The 24511-nt window shown below is 70.7% G+C and carries 19 protein-coding genes; 13 read left to right on the plus strand and 6 right to left on the minus strand.

Annotated features, from left to right (window positions below; genetic code table 11):
• The 5 genes from IPL40_16530 to IPL40_16550 all read left to right on the plus strand — a co-directional run.
• The coding region (locus tag IPL40_16530; protein MBK8482744.1) for a hypothetical protein at positions 1 to 591 on the plus strand (591 nt) is incomplete at its 5' end.
• A 1343-nt stretch (positions 592 to 1934) separates the two neighbouring features.
• On the plus strand, positions 1935 to 2939 hold the full coding sequence (locus IPL40_16535) for a hypothetical protein (protein ID MBK8482745.1): 1005 nt from the start codon (positions 1935 to 1937) through the stop codon (positions 2937 to 2939).
• Positions 2940 to 3036: 97 nt separating this feature from the next.
• Positions 3037 to 3339, plus strand: a complete 303-nt coding sequence (locus tag IPL40_16540; protein ID MBK8482746.1) for a hypothetical protein — start codon at positions 3037 to 3039, stop codon at positions 3337 to 3339.
• A complete protein-coding gene (locus IPL40_16545; protein MBK8482747.1) occupies positions 3333 to 3563 on the plus strand; it encodes an IS66 family insertion sequence element accessory protein TnpB in 231 nt (76 codons plus the stop codon). The genes IPL40_16540 and IPL40_16545 overlap by 7 nt, the downstream gene beginning before the upstream one ends.
• 277 nt (positions 3564 to 3840) lie before the next feature.
• Positions 3841 to 4740: a hypothetical protein gene (locus tag IPL40_16550; GenBank protein MBK8482748.1), complete on the plus strand. Its 900-nt coding sequence runs from the start codon at positions 3841 to 3843 to the stop codon at positions 4738 to 4740.
• Between the two features lie 679 nt (positions 4741 to 5419).
• Here IPL40_16550 and IPL40_16555 read toward each other — a convergent pair.
• From IPL40_16555 to IPL40_16570, 4 genes are all read right to left on the minus strand, one after another.
• Complete coding sequence (locus IPL40_16555) at positions 5420 to 6175, minus strand: SDR family oxidoreductase (GenBank protein MBK8482749.1); 756 nt, start codon at positions 6173 to 6175, stop codon at positions 5420 to 5422.
• Between the two features lie 205 nt (positions 6176 to 6380).
• Positions 6381 to 7829 carry an FAD:protein FMN transferase gene (locus IPL40_16560; protein ID MBK8482750.1) on the minus strand — a complete coding sequence of 483 codons (1449 nt, stop codon included), beginning with the start codon at positions 7827 to 7829 and terminating at the stop codon, positions 6381 to 6383.
• Positions 7826 to 8974: a DUF3570 domain-containing protein gene (locus tag IPL40_16565; GenBank protein MBK8482751.1), complete on the minus strand. Its 1149-nt coding sequence runs from the start codon at positions 8972 to 8974 to the stop codon at positions 7826 to 7828. Before IPL40_16565 ends, IPL40_16560 begins: the two co-directional genes overlap by 4 nt.
• Before the next feature lie 55 nt (positions 8975 to 9029).
• On the minus strand, positions 9030 to 9254 hold the full coding sequence (locus IPL40_16570) for a DUF4266 domain-containing protein (protein ID MBK8482752.1): 225 nt from the start codon (positions 9252 to 9254) through the stop codon (positions 9030 to 9032).
• 186 nt (positions 9255 to 9440) lie between these two features.
• On the opposite strand from IPL40_16570, the gene IPL40_16575 reads away from it, so the two are divergent.
• From IPL40_16575 to IPL40_16595, 5 genes are all read left to right on the plus strand, one after another.
• A complete protein-coding gene (locus IPL40_16575; GenBank protein MBK8482753.1) occupies positions 9441 to 10004 on the plus strand; it encodes a hypothetical protein in 564 nt (187 codons plus the stop codon).
• Positions 10005 to 10059: 55 nt separating this feature from the next.
• On the plus strand, positions 10060 to 13074 hold the full coding sequence (locus tag IPL40_16580) for a tetratricopeptide repeat protein (protein MBK8482754.1): 3015 nt from the start codon (positions 10060 to 10062) through the stop codon (positions 13072 to 13074).
• Positions 13067 to 15142 carry a hypothetical protein gene (locus IPL40_16585; protein MBK8482755.1) on the plus strand — a complete coding sequence of 692 codons (2076 nt, stop codon included), beginning with the start codon at positions 13067 to 13069 and terminating at the stop codon, positions 15140 to 15142. Before IPL40_16580 ends, IPL40_16585 begins: the two co-directional genes overlap by 8 nt.
• Before the next feature lie 17 nt (positions 15143 to 15159).
• Positions 15160 to 15513, plus strand: coding sequence for a TfoX/Sxy family protein (locus IPL40_16590; GenBank protein ID MBK8482756.1), 354 nt, complete (start codon positions 15160 to 15162; stop codon positions 15511 to 15513).
• Positions 15514 to 15695: 182 nt separating this feature from the next.
• Positions 15696 to 16211 carry a GNAT family N-acetyltransferase gene (locus IPL40_16595; protein ID MBK8482757.1) on the plus strand — a complete coding sequence of 172 codons (516 nt, stop codon included), beginning with the start codon at positions 15696 to 15698 and terminating at the stop codon, positions 16209 to 16211.
• Positions 16212 to 16303: 92 nt separating this feature from the next.
• On the opposite strand, the gene IPL40_16600 is transcribed toward IPL40_16595, so the two are convergent.
• On the minus strand, positions 16304 to 17470 hold the full coding sequence (locus IPL40_16600; protein ID MBK8482758.1) for a glycosyltransferase family 4 protein: 1167 nt from the start codon (positions 17468 to 17470) through the stop codon (positions 16304 to 16306).
• A gap of 288 nt (positions 17471 to 17758) precedes the next feature.
• A complete protein-coding gene (locus tag IPL40_16605; GenBank protein ID MBK8482759.1) occupies positions 17759 to 21748 on the minus strand; it encodes a hypothetical protein in 3990 nt (1329 codons plus the stop codon).
• 73 nt (positions 21749 to 21821) lie between these two features.
• Here IPL40_16605 and IPL40_16610 point away from each other — a divergent pair, with 73 nt between their 5' ends.
• From IPL40_16610 to IPL40_16620, 3 genes are all read left to right on the plus strand, one after another.
• The gene (locus IPL40_16610) at positions 21822 to 23009 is read left to right on the plus strand and encodes a tetratricopeptide repeat protein (protein ID MBK8482760.1); all 1188 of its coding nucleotides are present in this window, start codon (positions 21822 to 21824) and stop codon (positions 23007 to 23009) included.
• A 64-nt stretch (positions 23010 to 23073) separates the two neighbouring features.
• A complete protein-coding gene (locus IPL40_16615) occupies positions 23074 to 23970 on the plus strand; it encodes a ribonuclease Z (protein ID MBK8482761.1) in 897 nt (298 codons plus the stop codon).
• Positions 23971 to 24322: 352 nt separating this feature from the next.
• Positions 24323 to 24511, plus strand: a 189-nt coding sequence (locus IPL40_16620; protein MBK8482762.1) for a hypothetical protein, incomplete at its 3' end; no start/stop codon positions are given.

Genomic DNA, 24511 nt, shown 5'->3' on the forward strand with positions numbered 1-24511 from the left:
AATCCGTGCAGCAAGCGGCGCGAAAGCATTCTCAAGCTGGGCGTAGCCCTCGCGGCATTCGCAGTGGCCTGGGCGGGCGTGGTCCTGTTTGTGTCGGGGCACGCCTACTCGATATATGACGACGCCTATATTTATCTGCGCTACGCGGACAACGTTTTCGATGGGTGCGGCCTGAGATTCAACTGTGCCGATGCGCCTGTGGAGGGATTCACCAGCCCGGTCTACCTCGCGCTCCTCGTCGCTGCGCGCTGGGTCACACCGGATCTGGAAACCGTCACCCAGTTGATTGGAAGCGTGGCCATGGGGCTCACCATCGGTAGCGTCGCGCGAGCGGCGATGCGGTTTGGTGCGGACATCGGCAGCTTGGCCGCCAACGGCGTGGCCCTGGTGCTGAGCGTCGTGCTCGCGACAGACCACCTCCTGCTGCTCAACGCGGTAAGTGGACTGGAGACGGCGGTGGCATGCTTGATCATCGGCAGGCTCTTCGCGTCATTGCAGAAGCGCGACCTCAGCAGTACCACATGGTTGTTGGCAGCGCCGTTGGGACGCCCCGAGGCGGCGCTGTTCATCCTGTGCGCGCCACTCGGGTGAACCGCGCATCAAATACGCATCTATTTCGACTCACTTACGCGGGACCCTTGGTCGACGGGCGTGTCGTTTCGCGATCCCCCGATTGCGAGGAACTTGGCGCCACCTATAACCCCCCCCCCCCCCAAGTCGCGCAGGCTCCCCCCCCGATTCGCTTGGTCGCTGTCTTCGCCGAGATCCTCCGCGAATTTTTTCCGCCTCGTGGGCTCGAACACGTGCTCATCCACCTGGTCAACGTGTTGACGATACGGGGGTTGTTAGGGGCGATCTGCAACCATTGGTTGAAAATTTTTTGAGCGCTCGGAAATTTTTACGTTCGCCACTTAGGAGCCGCCTGAAGCCTTTCTTCGGAGACCTTCCTCGACCTCGAGGGGGCACTTTTTGAGGAAAGCGCCCCGACACCTTCCGTCGCGGGTCTTTGAGGCGCTCGATCCGCAGGCCTTCAGGAGGCGTTCGGCGCTGGCTCAAGCCGCTTTCTCGACAACCTCCAGGACCAGACCATCGCCACCCTTGCCGACGCCGCAAGACGCTGCGCGGCGCGTTGGCACTGTGCAACTCGGCGCAGGGAGCGGTGGTGCCTTCCCCCACCTGATGCAGGTCTGGGCCACCCCGAGCAGCGGCTGCTCCTCGGGCAGAAGGCGGTCAAGGGCGCCGGTGGCGAGTCCGAGGCCGCCCTGGAACTGCTGCAAATACTCGACGTTCGCGGCGCCACCGGCCACGGCCGATGCAAAACACCTGCACCCGGCACCGTCACCGACCACCACACAAATGCCCCTGCGATGCGGGCGCCGACTTCGTGCTGGCGCTGGCAAAGGGCCCGCAGGCGCGCTGCACAAGCGACGTCGAGCTTCGCCGTACCGCCGAGCGAAACTTCCCCGCGGAATCAAGCAGTGCCGGTCAGCGCGACGACGCTCACGGGAGCGTCAGTACCGCTAGGTCCAGGTGATGCCCATCCGGCGACCTTCCTCGCCGCATCCGCGCCCCCTGGACCGACCTGCCATCGTCCTCGTTGGGACGGCGCGTCCGCGACCTCCTCAGCCTTTCGTCCTAGAATCCATTTACATCACCAGTCACGACGCTAACCCCGAACTCCTGGCCCAGCGCGAACGCGACCACTGGAAGATTGAAAGCCAGCTGCATCACTGCCTCGACATCTCCTTTGCCGAGGACGCCGCATTCATCACGAAAACGGCGCCCCGGACCTTCGCGCCCTCATCGCCCGCCGCTCTTTCCGCGATCAGAGCGCGGACCCTCCGTCAGCGAGTGTCGCCGCCGACGCCGTCGCGCCGCCTGGAGCCGCTCCTCTGTACTTCGACATCCTCGCTGCTCGGTTTCCTCGGGTTTAGATGGCTCACCTGGCCGCGCCACTACTTCCTCATTTGCGCCGACGCCGCATCGTCGTCACCGTGGCCCTCGGCCTCGCCGTCCTCGCGCTCCTGCGCTGGAGGATCTTTGGCGACATCGTACCCAATACCTATTGGGCTAAATCGGGCGGCACGCCGCGCCACTATGCGCTCGGTCTGAGCTACCTTGGCGAGCTGGTACGCGATTTTCCGCTGATCGTCGGCGCGCCGCTCGCGCTGGTCCTGCCGGCGACAAGGCGCCTGACGACCTATGTGTTGCTGGTGGCGGGGGCGTGGTTCGCGTTCTTTCTGCGGTCGGGTGGCGACACGTTTCATTACAGTCGTCTGGCCGTACCTCTGGTGCCGGTGCTCAGCCTCTTGGCGGTCGTGGGCGCAGTCGGCTGTTCGCAACGACTCGTTGCGCGTGTTCCGGCGACCTACGGCACGGTCACCCAGGGATCTGTTGTGGCGGCGCTGCTGGCCGGTTTGCTGTTAATCGGCCTGGGGAATAACCACCGACGGGCGCTGCCCCTGTCCCATGGGTTTGACAACGTGCGCCGCTGGACGCGCGTCGGGCAATATCTGGCCCGGAATCACCGAGGCAAGACGCTGGCCACTGTCCCCATTGGCGCGATCGGTTATTTCTCTAAACTGCCGGTGATTGACCTTGTCGGCCTGACAGAGCCCGCCATCGCCAAGGCTGGGCGCTCCGTGCCGCCGGAATTGTTGACGCGCGATTGGATCGCCCACGAACGCCACAACACCGAGTGGGTCTTGCGTCGTCGGCCCGATCTCATCATCACTACCAAATGGCGCGCAGAGCCCTGGCGCGACCTGTCTGAGGCGCGCGCCGGCTTTCTTGCCGATTGGCTGCTGCTGCGCGAGATCAAGTCCAGCAGATCTGATAAGGCAGGGCAGGCCCCCTACGATCTGCTGGATGCACCGATCGCCCCAGACATCCATTGGTTGATGTTTCAACGACGCCAGCCGCAGCCCCAAGCTCAATGAAATGCTGGTGGCCCGTAACCGTTCAGCAGGGCCCGCCTGGTGTTGAGGACCGGGGTGATGAAGGCTGTGTCCCGGCGTAGACCGGGAGGCGGCAGCGATGCAGGAGCGGCGAAGTCGGGCTGAATGGAGCGACCTCTGTGGGGCCTACGAATCCAGCGGCGAGGCGGCACGAGCGTTCGCACGACGGCAAGGGGTGCACCCGGAAACGCTTTGCTGGTGGCGGACGAAGCTGCGCGGGGAAGGCGCGTTGGGCGGTGCAGCGAAGGGCTTCGTCGAGGTGGTCAGTGCAGCGCCGATGCCGGCAGTACGAGCGGTGGTGCGCATCGGCAAGGTGGCGATCGATTTCGGCGACGGTCTGCCGCCGACAGCGTGGGTCGCGGAGCTCGCGGCGCAATGCTGAGCCTGCCGGCGGCGGTACGCATCTACTTCTTTGCCGAGGCGGCGGACATGCGCAAAGGGTTCGATGGGCTGGTGGCGCTGGTGCGTTCCGCGGGGCTCAACGAATACAGCGGGCACCTGTTCGCGTTCGTGTCGCGGCGTCCGATGCGTCCCACCCGTCCGATGCGTCCCACCCGTCCGATGCGTCCCACCCGGGTTGATTCCGATGCGTCCCACCCGGGTTGATGCGTCCCACCCGGGTTTGATGCGTCCCACCCGGGTTGATGCGTCCCACCCGGGTTGATGCGTCCCACCCGGGTTGATGATCGGTGATGGTCGGGCCAAAGCGCGACGCGCGGCGCGAGCGCGTTTTGGCGCGCGGAAGATGCCGGGGAGCGGCGCCCCGCCGGGCTACCGGCAGGTCGGGTCCGAAGGTCGGACGGAAGGCCCAGCGCCTCGGTTAAACCCGCAGGACTAGGCGGCGGAGGGATGGGCACGTTGTCTGCATGCGTTCCGGTTCCGCATGAGCCTGCCTCGGCCTGTGATCGCTGGAGAGACACTGATGGTGACGCGCCGCTGCGCGCAGCGGCAGTTTCTGCTGCGGCCGTCGGCGACGGTCAACGGGATCATCGGCTACTGCCTGGCCGTGGCCGCGGAACGCTACGGCGTGCGGGTCCACGCCTTATGCGTGCTGTCCAATCACCTGCATGTCGTGATCACGGATGTCCGTGGGACGCGGCCGGAGTTCTGCCGCTGGCTCTTCGAGTTCACGGCGAAGTGCCTCAATGCGCACTGGGGACGCTGGGAGAACCTTTGGGCGAGCGAGCCGCCGTCGGTGGTGCGCCTGGTGGATGCCGAAGCCCAGCTCGATAAGGTCGTCTACACGCTGGCCAACCCGGTGGCCGCGGACTTGGTGACAGAGCACCGTCACTGGCCGGGGCTGATCAGTCGGCCCGGGCGACACGGGCGCGCCGAGTCCTTCAAGCGGCCCAGGCGGTTCTTTCGTGAGCAGGGCCCGCTGCCGGCAGCGGCGAGTTTGACGGTCGCGCCGTTGCCGGCGTACGCGGCCCTGCCGGCGGAGCAGTACGCCACGCTGCTGGCCGACGCGGTCATCGCGCGCGAGCAAGCGCTTGCAGAGCAGCGCCGCGTGGAGTGCAGGGGCGTGATGGGACGCCGGGCCGTGCTGCGCCAGTCACCCTTCGAGACGCCGCACCGGCCGGAGCCAAGGCGTCAAATGAATCCGCGGGTGGCCGGTGGGAACAAGTGGGCGCGAATCGAAGCGCTGCAACGCCTGCGCGATTTCGTTGCGGGCTACCGCGCCGCTTGGCTGCGCTGGCGTGAGGGCGATCGAGGCGCGACCTTTCCCTTCGGCACCTACGCGCTGCGGCTGTACGCGGGCGCTTGCTGCGCCCAGGCGCCCTGAGGCCAAGTCCACCTGGCCCGCGCTCTTCCCGCTGCCCTCGTGCCTCGCGCCCCGAGACGCTGAGATGGGCTAGCTGCGTTCAGGCGTGCAAGAACACCCCCTCACGCGCCTGAAAGCAGCGTCTGCCGGCGCCGGCCTGGTCAATCGCGTCCCGCGTCTTGCCCCGGTCACGCGCTCCTTCGCATTTCAGACCTCCTGCGCACCCTGGCCGCAGGCATCCAAAACGCATCGAAACGCATCAACCCGGGTCGGCCGTCCGAACGCATCAACCCGGGTCGGCCGTCCGGGTGGGCCGTCCGGGTGCCGTCAAACGCATCGAAACGCATCAACCCGGGTCGGCCGTCCGGGTCGAAACGCATCAACCCGGGTCGGCCGTCCGGGTCGCCGTCCGGGTCGCCGTCCCGGGGCCGCGGGTCGGCCGTCCCGGGGCCGTCCGCAGGCCGTCCGCAACGGCCGTCCGCACGCGGGTCGGCCGTCCGCACGGGCCGTCCGCAACGCATCAACCCGAGTCGGCAGTCCAGTGCAGTCCAGTCGACGCATCAACCCGAGTCGGCAGTCCGGCGCGAGTCGGCAGTCCGGCGGAGTCGGCAGTCCGGCGCAGTCCGGCCAAGGAATCGTCAACCCGGGTTAGAAAAGAGCGGGTTAGAAAGGAGAAGGGGAATGATCATCCCAGCCGCTTTCAACCGGTAGATCGGTTGGAGTTGGAAGCAGCGTTGACGACCACCGGTAGCTTGCCCTTCCAGTCGACCCACGTCTTCGGGTTCGTCACCAGCTCGCACATGATGTGCGCGACGTTGGATATGTTCGTGCTGCCCGGCGCGAAGAGGCCGTTCACGAGGCCCTCGTGCAATGCGTACTCCGATACTTCGCCCTCGAGGAGGGAATCCGGCCGGACCACCGCCCACTGAACGTAGGCGTTGTTCGGCCCGAGCTTCTCGACGAGGAAGTCCGCGGCTCGCTGGTTGTCCCTGGCTGGAGGAAGCACGCCGCAGAGCAGCCAAAGAAACGCTCTCTCGAAAGCGCCCCGGCGCGTGTCGAGGCCGCCCGGGCGATTCACTGAGACGCTGCTCATGAGGATGAGCTTCACCGGAGCTGGGGGCTTGAGCGCTTCGACCCCACGGCACAGGCGGGTCGTCGCTCTCGTGACCAGGTCGTGTGGCGGTCCGAAGATGCCCTTGCAGCTGAGGACGTGCCCGAGACAGGAGATGACGGCATCGGCGCCGCGCAAGTGGTGCCGCAGCTCCTCGTCCCGAAGCGAAAGCAGGCTGGCCTCGATCACCGTCAGGTTGGGGTGCCCCGCGACGTCTGGCGGGAGCTTCCCGCGCGATCGCACGATGGCGCGAACGCTGATGCCGCGGCCGAGAAGTTGCTGCAAGACGCGTCCACCCGTGCGTCCAGTGCCGCCAACCAGAAGAACGGTTTGCTGTGTGGGCATGTCTGCGTCTCCTTCAATCGCCTGGGGGTGCAACATCGAACGGGTCGGGCCGCCCCGACCGGGGTTGTGTTCCTGGGGGTTGTGTTCCTGGGGGGGTGTGTTCCTGGGGCTTCCTGGGGCGTGTTCCTGGGGCGCATGCCGAACCGGTGCGGAGGGTCTTCGAAGCACGGAGGTGCGGGCCGCGCAGCGGCTTGACCCGTGGAACTCAGGGCGCCGGGAGGGTGCCGACGGGCCCGTGGCGGGTCAGGTAGAGGACTTCGATCCCGGCTTGCCCTCGCGCGAAGCGCAGGCCCTGCTCGGGTCCCATGACGAAGAGCGCGGTGGAGAGGGCATCCGCCAGCGCCGAATCGCGGGTCAGCACGGTCACGGAGCCGTCGAAGGCCGGCGGGCGGCCGGTGCGCGGGTCGAGGATGTGTCCGACCGTGCGCGTGTCGACGCGCTCATGCCGCAGGTAGTTGCCAGAGGTGGCGATGGCCGTGTCGGCTACCCCCAAGCTGCCCGCCGAACGACCGAGGTGATAGGGGTCGGCGAGCTGGAAGGCGTGCTTGTTGCCGTCGGCGTCGCGCCCGCTCGTGCGCATGTCGCCGCCGATCTTCACGACGAGGTCGCGCAGACCCCTCGCCCGCAGCAGGGCGTGGACGGCGTCGACGATCCAGCCCTTGGCGACGCCGCCGATGCCGAGGGCCATCCCCGGCTGCTGGAAATGGAGCGTTCGGCCGTCGAGGCGCAGCCGCTGATAGCCGACCGCCTGCAGCGCGCGGTGCAGCGCCTGCTCGTCGGGCCAGACCTGGCGCTGCGCCGCCTCATGCCACAGGCGGTTGATCGGCCCCCAGGTGATGTCGAAGGCACCCCCGGTCAGTCGACTGACGCCCAGCGACCCGCGCACGAGCTGCGCGAGCGTCGGAGAGAGCTCGACCTTGCCCTCGCCCTGATCCGCCAGCCGGTTGACGCGGCTGATCTCACTGTCGTCGCGCCACTCGGAGAGCTGCTGCTCGAGCTCATGCACGCGGGCGCGCGCCGCGGCTAGCGCGCTGCGGGCGCCCGGCGCCTCGCCTTCAGCGACGAGCAGCCAGACCTCGTACGAGGTGCCCAGCTCACGACCCGAGTCGCGCACGACGACGCGCTTCTGCGCCACGTGGCTCGGCCTCTGGGGCGGCGGCAGCTCAGCGAGGCTGCGATAGCGTCCGAGCAGGCGGCCGTCGGCTCGGAGGTGGAGCAGCGTCGGCGTGCTGCGAATCGCGTAGCGAGCTGCGACGCTGCCCTCGGCGTCGACGAGGATCGGCAGCGCCCGGGCGTCTGTTGGTAGCTGATGTTCTCTCAGCTTCCGCCGCACCTCGGCGGCGCTGCTGCCGCTGTAGATGTAGAGCGTGCGGACCGCGTCGGCCTGCGCGCGCGCCCACCGCAAGACCTGAGGTTGCTCCCGCCGGCAGGCGGCGCACCAGGTTGTGGCGAAGACCAGCAGGGTCGTCCGGTCGGCGGCGAGCAAGCTGCGCCAACGCACGGCGCCGCGGCCGAGGACCGTAACGGAGGGATTGCCGCCGTCGTCGCTGGCGGGGCCGCGGGCCGACGCCGGCGGCGAAAGGCTGAGGTGCGCGCCGAGCCAGAGCAGCGCGCAGGCGCTGAGGATAACGCGTCGTCTGACCCGCTGCCTCACCACGACGCCTCCACGCCGAGGTTGCCACCGGCCCCATAGATGCCGTCATCGCGATAGAAGCCGTAGCCCGCGACCCGGACGATCCAGCGCAGCTGCGCGCTGACCAGCGGCAGCGGCACAACGACGATCAGCCCGGGGTTATGCATCAGGAAGGTGCCCAGATCCGAGTCCTGGGTGCGCTGCTCGGGAGCGCCGAGCAGGCGCTGACGAAAGAAGCGCGTGCCATGCTGCAGCGCTAGGCGGTACCAGAGGCGCAGGCGCAGGTCGTTGAAGAGCGGTAGCTCGAGATTGGGCTGGAGGGAGGCGTGGCGCACGCCCCAGTCGTCGAGGTAGCCGCTGCTGTCGAGGCCGGCGCTGGCCCCCACCTTCGGCGAGTAGCGCGCCCGGATCACGACCTGCGCTCGCTCGCGCCGTCGCGGTAGGCGCTCGTCGATCAGATGAATCGGCCGGCCCGCGTCGTCGCTGAGGGTGACGTAGTTCAGCGCGCTGCCAAGCTGACCATCTTGATGACCGAGCTCGAGGCTGAGGCTACCGACCCAGTCGCGTGAGAGATACTGCGTCCAGCTCGTCAGCAGCTTATGCGAGAGCTGGTGGTCGAACTCGCGTGGCCCGCGGTCCCAGCGATGCTGGCGCGTGATCGCACCGCGAAAGCTATAGGTGAGCAGCAGCGCGCTGTTGCCATCGAAGAGCTCACGGCGGGCGCTGAGATCGAGCCCACCTGACCAGAAGCCGTCCTGGTGGTGGTAGTAGGCGCCGGGGCTGAAGGTCCAGCCGCTGTCTCCCGCTTGCACGTCGACCCAGGCTCCTGAATCCAGCACGAGCAGCTTGGGCGAGGCCGAGGCGACGAAGGCATTGTCGATGGTCGCCGGGAGCTCGGCGATCGCGGCGTTGTCGATCAGCGACAATGCGCCGTTGGCCCGCAAGGCACAGCGCTCGTTGAGCGGGAACTGCATGTCGACGGCGAACGCCTTGTAGCTGAAGCCCTCAGTGCGATAGGGGTCGCCGCCCTGATCGCCCTGGGAGAAGGCGTAGAGGTCGAGGGCGAGTCGGTGCAAGGCAGGAGCCTCGGCCTGCGCCGCGCAGGTCCAAATGGCCAGGGCGATCGGCAGGCCTCGCCGCAGCGGCGCTATCAGTGCGCGCTTCACGACGAGCCGCCGACTGGGCAGCCGCTCATTGGGCAGCCGCTCATTGGGCAGCCGCTCATTGGCAGCCGCAGCCGCCGACGGCGGCCGCTCCGTACCCGCCGAACGACCCCTCCCTCGCCGCCTCCGTCTTGTTGCGGATGTACTCCAGCCGCATATCGACGTCGAAGAGCATCGCCCGATCGACGAGCTTGCGGCGCTCGTAGTAGCGCGTCGGCGCGCAACCCTGCGCGAGCAGCGCGAGCAGCAAGCCAGTGGCCGCAACCCACGCGATCCTGAGCATCAGGCGCACTCCTTTTCGGCTCTGGCGCCGCTCTCGCCCTCCGGCGCGGGGCCCCGTCGGCCGCCGAGGTGGGAGCATACGCAAGATTGCCCCGTCGTCGTCAACTGAGGTGCGGGCTGCCCTTGCCGCGCGGGCGCTGGCCGCAACGCTGGCCTCCGACGAGCGCCCTGGCCTAGAATGGGCGCCGTGAGCATGCCGGGAAAGCGCGAGCAGGCGAGCGACGCGGAATCGATGATCGAGGCCAAGCGCACCGATCCCGAACCGACGCTGCCCGGGGCCGAGGCCTCGGACGCGGCCGAGCACGCGAGCACCTGGGACACGCAGCCGATGGCGCTGCTCGACGACGCCGGGCCCGCGGTGGAGTTCGAGACGGCGCGGCGCTATGGGCCCGTCGCAGTGGCAACCGGAGACATCATCGCCGAGCAGCTGGGCGGCGATGCGGAGCCGGTGCCGGAGGCGCTGTCGCCGCAGTCCCCTGACGCGCCGATCGAAACCGAGGACGAGGACGCGACGCGCGGGGTGCCGATCGTCGCCGCCGAGCCTGCCGCAGCGGACCCGCCGCCGCTGCTGGAGGAGTGGCCGGGACCCGCCGCGCTGGACGCGCTCGAACGCACCTACCGCGCGGCCGGGCGCTCCGAAGCGCTCGTCGAGCCCCTGATCGGCTGGGCGGAGGCAGCCAGCGCGCCGGCCGAGCGGATCGCGCTGCTCGAGCGCTTGGCCCGCCTCTATGCGGAGCTAGGGCGAGCATGAGCGGGCTGCGATCGTCTGTCAGAGCATCGCCGCGGTCACGCCGCCGCCGCTTCTGGTGGAGGAGGCCGCAGCTCCGGCGCCGCGCGATGTCTTCGAGCTGCTGGCTGACCGTCTGGAGCAGGCCCGCAGCGTCGCCGAGCGCGTCGAGCTACATCAGCAGCTCGCCACGCTCTGGGAGCGGGATCGCGGTGATGTCGAATGTGCGACGGATTGGCTCGAGCGCGCGCTCGAGCTCGACCCGCGTCACGAGGGGGCGCAGGAACAGCTCGACGCGCTCTATCAGCGGGCCGGACGTTACTTCGATCGGCTGCGGCTGCTCGAGCAGCGGATCGAGCTCAGCCAGAGCGACGAGACGCGTGCGGCATTGCAGGTGACGATCGCTGGGCTCTTCGAGCGCGAGCTCGATGATCCTGTGCAGGCGCTCGCCGCCTACCAACAGGCGCAGTCCTTCAGGCCCGACGACCCCGCCACGCTGCGCCCGCTGCTGGTGCTGGCGGAGCGGCTCGGCGACGGGCGGAGCGCGGCAGGCGCGCTCGAGGCGCTGCTGCGCCTTGCGGCGGCGCCCGCCGAGCGGGCGACCTTGCTCCACCGGCTCGGACTCGTGCAGCAAGAGCAGCTCGACGATGGCGCTGCCGCCGAGGCCCGCTGGTTGGAGGCGCTGGAGCTCGAGCCGGCGCGCCAGCCGACGCTCGATCTCGTGCTCGGGCTCTTTGCGGCCCGCGGTGACTGGGGCAAGTCGCTGGGCCTCCTGCGCCGTGCCGCCGAAGGCTGTCGCGACCGCCACGAGGAGCAGCGGTTGTTGCGCCGCGTGGCCGACGTCGCTGCGCGCGAGCTCGGCGATACGGGCGCGGCGATCGAAGCGTTGCTCGTGTTGGTGGAGCGCGATGGCAACGACGATGAGGCGTCCGACGCGCTGATCGATCTGCTGTGGCAGCAGCATGACCACGCGCGCTTGCCCTCCGTGCTGGGTGCGCGCCTGCGGCGCGCCGCGAGCCTCGCCCCGGCGCGTTTGCTCGAGCTTCACCGGCGGGCGGCGGAGTGTCACGCAGCCCTGGGGAGGCCAGACGAGGCGGCCGCGCATTGCCAGCGGGCGCTCGCGGTCGACCCGCACCATCTCCCAACGCTGGCGCTACGGGCGGAGATGCTGCGGCGGGCCGAGCAGTGGGCTGCAGCGGCGGAGGCCTACGAGCGCCTGATGGAGCAGGGCGAGGCGCTTCCGCGGGCGCAGGGTCTCGAGGCGCTGCTGCAGCTCGGTGCTTGCGCGCGGCGAGCGGAGCGCCCGCAGTTGGCGATCGAGGCCTTCGAGCGCGCGGTGGCCCTTGACGATCAGCAATGGGAGGCGTGGCAGGCGCTCGCCACGCTCCAGGCCGTGGCGCGCAGCTGGGAGGGCGTGATTCGCGCCAAGCGCGCGCTGCTCGGGCCCGCCGATCCGGAGACCCAGGCGGTGCTCTGGCGCGAGATCGGCGACCTGTATTGGCGACAGCTGCAGCGGCCGGCGGCCGCCGAGCCGGCGTACCGCCAGGCGCTGGCTCTGCGCGCCGACGATCGTGCGGCGCTGCAACGACTGCTCGACCTCTGCTCCGAAGCGGATCAGTGGCCGGAGGCGATTGAGCTCTGCGGCAGGATGGCGGCGCTTGAGCAGAATCCCGAGCTCCGCGCCAAGTACCATCACGCCGCCGCGGTGATCGCGCGCGACAAGCTCGGCGACGCCGGGCTGGCGCTGCGGCTCTTCAATGACACGCTGGACGCCGACCCGCAGCAGCTGCATGCCTTCAGCGCGGTCGATGAGCTCTGCACCGCACAGCGCGACTGGAAGGAGCTCGAGCAGAACTACGCGCGGATGATTCAGCGCCTGCCGGCGGAAACGGCGCCGGCGCTCCTGACCAGCCTTTGGCATAACCTCGGTGAGGTGCTGCGCACGCGCCGTCGCGATTTCGAGGCCGCCATCGCCGCCTTCGAGGCCGCGGACCGCCTCGACCCGGGCCATGGCGCGCGCGCCGAAATCCTGGCCGAGCTCTACTATCTCTGCGGGCCGGATTACCGGCCGCGCGCGATCGCGCTGCTGGAGCGCCTGCTGCGAGCCGAGCCGGAGCGCACCGACTTGCTGCACAGGCTGCTCCAGCTTCATCTCGAGGGCGAGCGCTATGACCAGGCCTGGTGTCTCGCTGCGACCCTGGCGCACCAGCGCCTGGCGTCGCCGGAGGAGCTTAAGCTCTACCGGCGCTATCGCGCGCGACGACTGCCGCGTGCGCGCGCCCGCCTCAGTGATGAGGTCTGGCAGCGGGACCTGCACCACCCGCGGCAAGATCCGCTGATCAGCGCGATCTTCGGCACCGTCGCCACCGTCGTCGCCTCGACCACGGCGCGGCCGCACGCGGCCTTTGGGCTCAAGCGGGCCCAGCGGGTGGCGTTACCCGACGAGAGCCAGCCGGTCTCCGACATCTTCGGGTATGTGACGGGCGTGCTGACGGTGGCGGAGGCAGATCTCTTCTTGCAGCCCGATCAGCCGCTCGCCCTGCTGCTCGCGCACACCAGTGAGGCGCCCTCCTTCGTTGCTGGGGCCTACCTGCTCGAGGGTCGCTCCGAGCTGGAGCTGAGCTTCATCCTGGCTCGGCAGCTCGCCTTCTTGCGACCCGCGCTCTTCTTGCGCAATGCGCTCAATGCGCCCTCACAGCTCCTGGCGGTGCTCCTGGCGGTGCGCAGCCTCTTCGCCGACGTACCCGACGTGCCGCGTGACCTCGCGCGCCAGGTGGCTCAGCTTGTCAAGGGCCTGCGACGCCACCTGCACGCGACGCAGCTCGATCAGCTCGCGGCGCTGGTGCAGGCCCTGCCGTGGGAGAGCCTCGACCTGCTGGCCTGGTGGAACGCGACGGAGCTGACGGCCGATCGCGTCGGATTGCTGCTCTGCGGCGACCTCGAGCTCGCCGCGGCCGCGCTCGCCGCCGATCCGGTGGCGGGTGCCTTTTCGCTCGAGGAGCGGCTCGCCGAGCTCGGGCAGTTCATGGCCTCCGAGACGCATTTCCGGCTGCGCGAGTTGCTTGGACTGAGGCTCGAGGAGCAGGGTGCGTAGCAGGCGCGGGCGGTCGGGCGCTGGGCGTGCACGCACCGCGGCCGGGGCGGCGCTCGCGCTCTGCCTCGCCTGCTGCCCGGCGGCGCTCGCCCGGGCGGCCGCCGCTGCAACGACGGGCGTGCGGGCGGTCGCGCCCCTTCGGGGATATGCTCTGCGGCTGGCCGGCACGCACGCCGAGCTGCGCGCAGGTGATGGCGAGCCCCTGCTCGATCTCGCGCCCGAGCTGGAGGTCGTGACGGCCGCTGGGCGCCGGCGGCGGCAGCGCTGGGTGTTGGAGCGTCGCGGCGCGACGGTCGGGGGCCACAGCACGTCGTGGGTGCTCGCGGGCGAGCTGGTGGTCGCGGCAGCGCACTATCTGCTGCGGCTGGAAGGGGATGAGCAGGGACGCGTCATCGACGTCGAGTTGACCGTGCGCCAGGCCGCCCCCGCGGCGCTGCTGCGGGAGGCGCTGCGCTTCGTCGCCCTCGCGCCCCGTGGCGTCGTGGCGCTCGATCGTGGGTATCGTTCGGTCGCTAACCCGCTGCAGCCCTTCTTCGTCGATGCGCTGACCCCGCATCGGCTGCGTTTCTGGGGTGAGGGCGGCGCCGCGGTCACCTTGAGCGCGACGGCGGGTCTGCAAGGCTACTGGCTGCGTCCGCGGCCGCGCGGTGGCTACGAGCTCGAGCTCGAGCTGGACGACGCGCGCAATCGCCCGCTGGCGCGCTATCGCGGCTGCTCCGAGGCGCACCCGTCTCCCTCGCGCCGCTCGCGCCCGATGGGGAGTCAGAGCGGCCTCGCGCTCCGCGACCCGGTGCTGCGACTCGCCGGCAGTCAACGCCGCTATCGCTGGCAGTGGCTGATTGGTGAGGCGTCGCTGCCCGAGGTCCGGCGCTTTCCCAGCGGCTATCAGTCCGCCCTGGTCCTTACAGATCACGCCGACCAATCGAGCGCTGAGCGGCTCGAGGCGCTGGCCTTCGGTGCCACCGGAGCGGTGGGCGCGGGGAGGATCGGCCCGCAGTGGCCCGGCCTGGTCAATCGCGGGCTGAGCTACAGCAAGACGGTCTTCGCGCGCCGCGTGCCGCCCTATGCGGTTCAGCTCGACGACGAGCGCTATCGTGCGCTGCTCGCGCGCGTGGCCGCGCAGGGCGTCGAGCTTGGACTCCACTCCCTGAGCGGCGGACCCGATGACCCAGGCGATCCACGCACGGTGGCGGCCTTCGCCGCCTTCCGCGCCCTCTCCGGCGGTCGCCTTTGGATCGACCACCGACCGACGACCAACTGCGAGGCCATCAGCAATCGCGGCGCCGATCCGACCAGTCGCTGGTTCATCCTGCCGCTCCTGCGTCGGTTCGGCCTGCGCTATCTGTGGCGCGGCGCCGACGCTCAGCGCGCGCGTCGCCGCGCCGGGATTGATCTCCTGCGCAGCGAGCGACCGGGCGAGCGGCCGGCGGTGCTCTACCGGGGCGAGCAGCTCGTCGTCGCGGGGCAGCGACCCTTTCTGCTCTTCGGCTCGAGCTGGCTGTTTTTTACGCACTGGCGGCAGTTGCTCGCCGCCCTCTCGCCGCGCGCGCTCGACCGGTTGGCCGCAAACCACGGGCTAGCGGTGGGGCATGTCTACCTCGAGACCTGCCGGGCGCGCGGCCGCCTGCATGGGCGTGAGCTGCTCCGTGCGCTCGGAGGCGAGCGCTATGTGTTGCGGCCTGCCGTGGATCGGCTCTTCGTGGCGCTGGCGCGCCGCCAACGCGAGGGCTCGCTCTGGGTCACCGGGCTCGAAGCGCTGGCGGACCACCTGCTCGGTGCGATGCGCGTCACGCTCGAGCCGGTCGCCCAGGACGGTAGCGTGCGGCTGCGCTACACGCGTGACGACGGCCCGGCCGTGCTGCGCGCCGTGACGCTGCGCTGGCCGCCTGGCGTCGTCGACGTCATTCCCAGCGCGGGCGTCGTCCTCGGCGGCAGGCGCGTCCGCGAGGGCCGGCTGGAGACCTGGTGCGACCTCTCCGCAGGGCTGCCGATCACGCTGCGCCCGCTTCTGCGAGAGGGGTCGCGCGAGGCGTCGCGACGGCGTGGGGCAGCAGCAGCAGCGTTCTGAAGGGAGCGGCAAGCGTCATGGCCACCCAGCAAGGCACGATGGACTTCCTCCTCGATCAACTGCGCGGGCTGCCTGCCGTGCGCGCGCGCAAGATGTTCGGTGAGTACGCCCTCTACTGTGACGAGAAGGTCGTTGCGCTGGTTTGTGACAACCAGCTCTTCGTCAAGATCACGCCGGCAGGACGGGCGTTGGTCGGCGAGCGCTACGCGGAGGGCGAGGCCTATCCGGGGGCGAAACCGTCGATGCTGATCGACGCCGAGGAGCTCGAGGATGGCGATCGGCTCTGCGAGCTGATTCGTCTCACGGCGGCGGCCCTGCCCGTCCCTCGGCCGAGGCGGCCGAGGAAGAAGCAGGGCTCGGCAGGACGGTAGACGTCGCGCGTGCGGCGCTCTCGGCATCGGCACACGGGCGGCGCGCGCGCACGGGCGGCGCCGGCGTGCAGCGGCAGCCCGCTCGAGCGCGCGCGAGCGACCGGCCGGCGCGAGGCTCGACAAACGCTCGGCGCTGACGTCAACTCCCGACTGATGGGCCCGCGGCGATGAGTCTCCAGCCGGTGAGCGTGCGTCCGCTGCGGACGGCCGACCTGACGGCGTGCGCGGCGATCGTCGCGCAAACGTCAGTGTTCGCCGCCTATGGCCTGAGCGCCGAGGCGGTAGCACGCCAACTCGGCGAGGCGCTGGATGATGCCCGCAGCGCCGTCCTCGTGGCTGTCGCGCCGGCCGATACGCCGCTCGCCGTGGCGTGGTTCGTCGAGCGTGGCGCCTTTGATCGCAGCGGCTATCTGCGCCTGATTGCGGTCGCTCCCGGGCGGACGCGGGGTGGGTTGGGCCGGGCGCTGGTCGCTGCGCTGGAGCAGCGCTACCTCTCACGCGGCGGCATCGTCTTGCTAGCGGCGCACGACAACGCGCTGGCCCATCGCTTCTACGAGGGGCTGGGCTACGGTCACGTCGGCGACCTGCCAGCCTATGTCGGCAGCGGACTGCACGAGAGGATCTACTTCAAGCCGCAGACGGCGAGCCCCGTCGCCACCTTCGAGCGGCAGTGCACTTCGTTGCGGGTGCAAGTCTAGGGGCGCGGGCGGGTCGAGCGCGCGCTGGGGGACTCAGCGGCGCCCGCTGGCCGCGCGCGCCTCGTGCCTCAAGCGCTTCGTGCTTCAAGCGCTCAGCGCGTCACAGCCTGATAGACGCCCTCGGTGAAGCCGGCGATGTTGTCCCAGTTGAAGTGCTCTTCGACGGCGCGCCGGCCCGCTTGACCCAGGCGGCGGCAGTGCTCGTGATCCGCGAGCAACGAGCCGATGCCGTGCGCCAGGCCCCCGGGGTTGGCGTCGACGAGGAAGCCATTGACGTCATGCCAGACGAAGTCGCGCGGCCCACCGGCGGTCGTGGCCACTACCGGCTTGCCGGCGGCCCAGGCCTCGAGCACGACAATACCGAAGGGCTCGTTGCGGCTCGGCACCGCGACGACATCGACCGCCCGCGTCAGGTCCGCGTAGTCGTTGCGCGGTAGTGGCCCGAGGAAGCGAATCGCGTGGGCTGCGCCGATCGCGTGCGCACGGCGCACGACGGCGTCGAGCTCGGGTCCGTCGCCGGAGATGAAGAACTTGGTCTCCGGGTAGGAGGCCAGCACCATCGGCACGGCGTCGACGAGCATGTCGATGCCCTTCTGGGCGGTCATCCGGGCCACGGTGAGCACCGTCGGCGCCATCGGCGCCACATGGTAACGCGCCTTGACCTCGCCCGGATCGATGAAGCCGTCGAAGGCATGGTAGTTGACGCCGTTGGGCACGACGTGCAGCTTCCAATGCGGCACCTGGTAGATACGGCTGACCTCGGCAGCAAGGAAGTTGCTGACCGCGATGATGCTCTGCGCGTGAAAGCAGGCAGCGGCCTCGGTGTCACGCACCCAGCGCGCGTAGCCATCGTGGAAGACGTTGCCGTCGCGGCCGTACTGGGTCGAGTGCAACGTCAGCAGGCCGCGGGTGCCGTGGCCGTCGCGGACGTACTTGATCACGTTGCCCGCCATCCAGTCGTGGGCGTGGATCAGGTCAAAGGGGCCGACGAAGGACGTCACCTCGTGGAAGCGATGCGCCATCGCCTTACACATCCAGTCCATCGACTCGACGATGTTCTGGGTCACGCCGTGGTCGACGCGGTGATAGTGCACGCCGTGGATACAGTCGTAGTAGCCCTGGTCGCCGCGCCGGCGGGTGATCACGTGAATCTCGTGGCCGCGCCGTTGCAGGCCGGCTGCGAGCTCGGTCACGTGTACCGCGAGGCCACCGAGGTTGAACGAATGCAGTGACTCCCACGAGAACATCGCGACGCGCATGACCACCCCTCCTCCGATTGCCGATTCGCCGCGCAAGATAGTCGCTGCGGCGCCGCCTGGGTAGCGCAAACTGAAAGCTGTCTGAACGACTCGGGGCCCCTCCGCGCGGCGGATTGGTCGCGCCGCTCAGCGGAGCTTTCCACGATCGGCTTGCCATCGAAGGTGCAGGCTCGGTCGCGCCGCTCGGTCGGGGTACCAGTGGGCGCCCGCCCCGCGCCGGATGACCTCAGTGCCGAGGGCTTCACCTGGCTCGAGGGCAGCAGGCTGGGCAGTGCGCGCGCGGCCGGCTCACCAGCCGACGAGCCAGGCCAGCGTCCGCTCCGGCGGCGCCTCGTGGGAGCGGCCGAGGGCCACCGCGAGGTGGGCGGCGATGCGGATCGAGGTCGGGGAGGTCGGTGGGAGCTTGGACCAGGCCGCCTGCAGCCACGCGTCGCCGTGGCCGCGCCCGTACCAGGCCAGGGCCACCGTGCTCACCCAGCGCAGGAGCGAATCGCGTCTGCTGTCACGCAAGAGCTGCCAGAGCCGCGCCGGTGGGCAGCTTCGCGCGAGGTGGCGCGCGAGCGCGGTGCGCGCCGCGCGCTGAACGTCGTGCGCCGGATCGAGCGCGCCTTCGATCAGCGCGGTCGCAGCCTCGGGCCGGCTAGACGCCAGCGCGCCGAGGGCCGTGAAGGCGAGGCGTCGCCGCTCCTCGCTGCGATCGCCTACCGCGACGCGCAGCAGGCGCAGCGCCTCGTCGGTGGCCTCGCCGCGCAGCAGGCCGAGGGCGGTAAAGGCCGCCTCGCGCTCGCTCGGGTCGGCGGCGCGCAGCCCGCGTGCCAGCAACGGGACGACCAGCTTGCCCAGCCGCGGACTCTCCTCCCCGAGCAGGCGGAGCGCCGCCAGCCGCAGCGAGGGCGCGGCAGCGCGGCGCGCGTCCTCGAGCAGCGCCAGCGCGGTGCTCGGCGCCGCGCGCGACACCAGGCGCGGCAGCGTGATCGCCCGCACCTCCGCCTCGAGGTGCCCTGCGGCGCCGTCGACGGCGCGCTCGAGGCGCAGCTTCACGGCAAGCGCCGCGGCATCCTGAGCCGCGGCCCCGTGGGCCGTGGCCAGCGCTTGGGCGACGGCGGCGTCGAGTCGCTCCGCCAGCAGACGCCAGCGCTCGCTTTGCGGACCGGCGGCGGGCGCTTCCAACCGTAGTGCGGCGTGCAGGGCTTCGGCTTGCACCTCGGTGGCCGGATCGCGGATCAGCCGCTCGAGCAGCGCGGCCGCCTCGAGCGGCGAGGGCGCGACGGCGATCGCTGCGGGCGCGATGGCGGCGCGCACCGCGACCTCAGCCGCGTTGCTGCAGGCGGCGACTGCCTTGAACAAGAGCGCTGAGCGCTGCGGGGGGCGCGCGGCGATCGCCTGCAGCAGGGCGATGCGTCCGGTCGCGTCGTCGGTGGCGAGGTAACTGCGCGCCAAGGACTCGAGGCGCGCACCACCCTGCTGCAGGGCGACAGCTAGTGCCAAAGCGCCCGCGCGCTGCACTTCGCTGGCGCGGTCGGCTGCAGCGCGTTGGGCCAGCCACTGCCCGAGCGGCGCCTGGGCGCTGGCGATCGCCTCGACACAGCTCAGCAAGCCGCGCCGCTGCGCCGGCCGATCGCTGGCCCAGATCGCGCTAACCAGCGCCGTCAGGGCAAAGCGGTCGCGGACCTCGCCGTCGCAGATGACCTCGCGAGCGCCCTCGGCGGCGGCGGCATAGCCGCGACGGATCTGCCTGACGACCTCCTGCGTCCCGAGATAACCGAGGCGCAGCAGTGAGCTGACGGCGGCTGCCGCGACCGACGCCTCGGGATCGGTCAGCAGGCGCTTGAGCAGATCGAGTCGGCGCTGGCGGTCGGGGGCCTCGACCCAACCCAGGCCGAGCGCGGCGGCACGGCGCAGCGCCACGCTCTCGCTGGCCGTTCGCCGGGTGCTGGCCAGGGCCGCCAGCGCGTCGACGACCGCGTCGCCGCCGCCGAGGCGCGCGAGTAGCGCGGTCGCGTTCGCCCGGACCAGCGCGCTCTCCGCGCGCTGCAAGCGCTCCAGAACGGGTTTGGCGCTGGCGTCGAGCTGCTCGGCCAGCGGCAGCAGGAGCGCTAGGCGTCGGGCTTGGCGCGCGACGTCCTTGGTCTGGCCGAGCTGGCGGATCAGGTGCTTCGCCAGCTCGCCGGGCGCCCGCTGCAGGAGGCGCTGCTGCAGCCGCAGCAGCGGCAGGGCCCTCGCGGGCGGCGCAGTGGCGGGGGCACCTGCTGCGACCAGTCGCGCTTGCGCCTGTACGACGATCTCGAGGGCGGCCGCCGCATCGGTGCTCGCGGCGCGCTCGAGCTGAGTGAGCGCCTGCTGCTGGACGCGCCGGTCGGTGTCGATGATCAGCGTCTCGAGCGCGCGCAGCGCGCGCGCGCGTGGCACGCGCGACAATCCCGCCAACGCCAGCAGTCGCACCTGCGCATCGGCGTCGTGTGCGCCGCGCTCGAGGACCTCTGCGGCGGCCGCCGCGGGCAGGCGGCTCGCGAGCCGGACGGCCAAGCGGCGCAGCCGCGCGCGTTCGTCGCCGAGGCAGCTCAGCAGCACCTCGCGCGCCGCGGACGAGTCCGGCAGCAGCAGCGCCAGCGCCTGCGCTGCGCGGCTGCGCTGGTCGGGGTGCCGGCCGGCCTCGACGAGGAGCCGCCCGCCGCGGGCGCGCTCACCTGCGAGCACCAATAGCGTGCCGCGCCGCGCCAGCGGCAGGGGGCCCAGCAGGCGGTCGAACCACGGCTCCGTGCCGCCTGCGCGGCGGCTCGCGCTACGGACGACGCTTTGCCCCCGCACCGCGCGTTGGGCCGCGCGCGGAAGCGTGTCGAGGGCGAACCCGGTGTCGTCGGTAATGGCGCCGAGTCGGCCGGGACCCCACCGAAACGCGAAGCGCAGACCTGGATCACCGGAGCGCAGGACCACGCGCGCGGGTCCCCCGACGCCCCGCAGCTCCGCCAGATAGCTCGAGTGCGCCAGGCGCCACCAGATGCTCCCCGCCACCAGCACGCCGAGCAGCAGAAAGAGGGCGGCGCCAGCGGTCCAGGTCCGGAGGCCGCGTCGCACGGTCTGCTGCTCCTTGGCAGGCAAGGCGGTGCCCCAGTAGCGCCAGATCGCGAGTAGCTCGTGCGGTCGGAGGAGGCTGTGCCGATCCGCGCGGCGTCGCAGCGTGAGGCGGGCATGGGCGCGTCCACGCCGCACGGGCGCGACGAGATCGCGAATGCCGGGCAGCAGGTAGGGGTGAAGCACGCCGAAGGCCGCCTGCCCGTCGTGACGCGGCGCGCCGTGCCGGACGAGCCCGGCGTTGGCCAGGCCCTCGAGCGTTTGCTCGACCGCAGGTACGATCATGCCGGCGCGCTGGCTAACCTCCTCTGTGGTGAGCAAGCCACGCGGGTTCTCGGGCTCGGCCAGCGCTGCCAGCACGCGGCGCGCGCGCCAGCCGCCCGCGCGGGCCGCCAAGAGCTCGACGTGGAGGACGCTCAATACACCCGCGTCGCCACCGCGACGATAGGCCGCGAGCGTGTTGTTGCGCCGCAGCATGACGGCCTGTAGGACGCACTGAAGCTGCGCCGGCAGCACCGGCCCAGGGGTGCAGAGCTCCTCGGCGATCAGGTCGGGCAGCCCCGCCTCCATGTACGCCCCGCCGACGAGCACGCTGCGTTCGATCAGAAAGGCTGTTTGGTGGCGATCGAAGCGGCCGACCTCAATGCGCGCCTCGTCGGCGATGCGCGGGCGCGGGAGGGCGAGCTGGCCAATCACATGCAGCTCGCGCCGTTCGACGCCCAGCACGAGGTGCAGCGCGGGGGCAGAGACCTCCGTCAGCGCTGCAAGCAGGCGATTGAGCTCGTCGAGCGCGATGCCCTCGATCCACAGCGCCTGCTCGAGCTGATCGGCGATCACCAAGACGCGCCCTGGAGCTGCCGCGGCGAGGTCCAGACAGACGCGCGCGGTATCGTCCTCCGGGCCGAGAGGGCGGCCGAGTTGTTCTCCCAGCGCCGCGCGCAGGGCCCCGTGCCAGCCCTCGCCGACCTCGAAATAGAGCGGGAGGAAGTGCGCGGCGCGGGCGGCCGGTATCAGCGCCGCGCGCAGCAGCGAGGTCTTGCCTGCGCCGGCTTCGCCGGTGACGAGCGCCATCGGTGGGCGCTCGCGGCGCAGCCACTGCTGCAGCCGCCCGCGCTCGGTGTCGCGGCCGAAGAACTGCGCCTGGTCGGCCTCGTTGAAGGGCGCGAGGCCGCGAAAGGGGCCGCTGGCGTTGACCGGGGGAAGCATGGCGCGCGCATCATAGCAGCCGATTGACGCTCGATCTACGCGGTGTTAGGTTCGTTTCCTCATCGGAAGAGCAATGTCTGACGAACCGCGGCAGGTGGCGCCCGTCGTTGAGCCCTGGCGAAGGTGGCTGCAGCGCGGCACAGAGGCCCTGCGCGCTGCGGACTACGCCGCGGCCGCCGATGCCTTCGCCCAGGCCTACGCCTTCGCCCCAGATCAGCCCGACGTCTTGCTGGCGCTCGGCCGTGAACGGCTGCGTTCGCGTGCCGATGCGGAGGCCGAGCCGCTGCTGCGCCGAGCGCTCCTGCTCGATCCGACGAGCGCGGCCGCTGCGGCAGCGCTGGCGCGACTGCTCGGGCTGCACCTCGATCGACGCCAAGAGGCCTTCGAGGTGCTGCACGCCGCCCTGCGGCAGAATTCCGGTGCCCGCGCGCTCTGCGCTGTGCGCGGCGAGCTGCTGCTGCAGGCGAACGCCTATCAGGAGGCGCGTGTGGCGTTTGCCCAGGCGCTCGCGGCGGACGTCTGCCGGGCCGAGGACCTCGGCGAGGACGACGAGGCGGCGCGCACCGGCATGGCGCGCACCTACAACGCCGAGGGCATCGCGTTGCACCAGCAGAGCCATTGGGCTGCGGCGGCGCGAGCCTTTCGCCGGGCAGCGGAGCTCGCCGGCGACTGGTCAGCGCCGCGCGTCAACCTCGGCGTGGCGTTGGCGCAGCTCGGGCGGCTGGAAGAGGCGGTCGAGGCCTACCGGGCGGCGCTCCTCGCCGAGCCGGATCATCCGGTGGCCCTCTTCAACCTGGCCACGGCGCAGCATGACACCGGGCATCCGATCGAGGCGCAGCACGCCGTCGAGCGCCTGATCAAGGCCTGTCCCGACTACCCGCGCGCGCGGCTCCTGCTCGCCGACGTCGCGATCACGCTCGGCGACTACGACCGGGCGATCGCCGTGCTGCTCGAGCAATTGGATCAGGACGGCAGCGTCGTGCCGGTCTGGGCCAGCCTCGGCCTGGCCTACGTCTGCAGCGGCAGCGTCGAGCGGGGCGAGGAGTGCCTGCGACGAGCGCTGGCGCTGAATCCGCGGCATTTCCACGCGCATTACAACCTAGCCCTGCTTTGCGCCACGCAGCAGCGCGACGAGGAAGCGCGCAAGCTGCTGGTCCGCGCGCGCGAGCTCGATCCCGAGCGCGCGACGCGCGCACTAGCGCGGCTGCCGCGCTGGGCCTCGCTGAGGCAGGTCGAGGCGATGCCGCGCGGCCTGGACTGACCGCGCGGCGGATCACAGCGGCACACCCAGCGCCATGCAATGTTTCGTGCTCGGAAGTGGCGGCATGATGCCGATGCCGCAGCGCCGGCTGACCTCCTTGGCCGTGCGCCACGCCGGCAGGGTCTATCTCTTCGACTGCGGCGAGGGCACGCAGCTCCCCTATAAGGAGCTCCACATCGGTCTGCGCGCGCTGGCGGTCGTCGCCACCACGCATCTGCACGCCGACCACGTCCTGGGCCTACCGGGTCTGCTGATGCTGCGCGCCCAGATGCCCGATCCCCCGCCGCTGACGCTCCTCGGTGTGCCGGGCCTGCGGCGCTTCATCGACAACGTCCGCGCCGACCTCGGGATGTTCATCAACTACCCGATCAACGTTATCGAGTGGTCCGGCGAGACGCAGGCGCCCGCGTATCGCGACGATCAGGTGACGATCTATTGGCAGCCGTTGGACCATCGCGTGCTCTGTCTCGGCTATCGACTCGAGGAGCACCTGCGACCAGGCCGCTTCGATGCGGTCGCTGCTGGTGAGCTGGGCGTGCCCTGCGGGCCGCTCTGGGGCGAGTTGCAACGCGGTCGCGAGGTGCTGCTGGCGGGTGGGGGGGTGGTGCGACCGGACCAGGTGCTTGGCACGGCACGGCGCGGGCGGCATCTCGCCTTCATCACCGATACGGGTCCCTGCGCGGGCCTCCGACCGCTGCTGCAGAGCGTCGACCTCGCCTTCATCGAGGGCATGTTTGCCCTGGCCGAGCAGGCCGACGCCGACGAGAAGAAGCACCTGACGGCCGTGCAGGCGGCGCAGGCGGCGCGCGATGCCGAGGCCCGGCGGGTCGTGCTGGTCCACATCAGCCCGCGCTACGATGCGGCTGGCGCCGAGGTGCTGGGCGTCGAGGCTGGCGCGCATCACCCGGCGGTCGAGGTGGCGCGCGACGGCATGCTGCTCGAGCTGCCAGTTCCAGCCTGAAGGCTGTGCCCGCGGCGCTGAGCTTTGGTGGCCGACCCGGCGGCGCGTCGCGGTGGGCGGGTCGCGCGGCCGCGCTCCGGAGGCGTGACCGAGGGGTGGCTCCAGGGGTGGCTCCAGAGGCGCTCCAGGGGGGGCTCCAACTTTCCGGCGATTGTTCGATCGGCTAGGCTACCTGCGTCGACTGATGAGCAGCGGGGAGCTCGCCTCGCAGGCAACGAGAGGGCGGAGGGCACGATGTTGCAGCGACGATGGCGCAGGGATCGCGGTGGGTTCGGCGGCGGCGGCGACGCGGGCGACGGCCGCGGTCGCGCGGCGCTCGTCGCGGGGATCGCGCTCCTGGTCGGCTGCAGTGATGCTGCCGCCGCTCGCGCGAGACGCTGGCGTCGCGCGGGACGGACGCGTCGCGGATGGCGGCCGGTTGCGCGACCTGCGAGTCCTCGGTGACGGCCTGGTCGCGATCGATGGCTCGGTGGAGCAGAGCTGCGCCGGAAAGACCGACGGCGTGCCCTGCACCAACGTCGCCGGCTTCGCGTTAATTTGC

The sequence above is a fragment of the Pseudomonadota bacterium genome (genome assembly GCA_016711215.1).
Classification (GTDB): Bacteria; Myxococcota_A; Polyangia.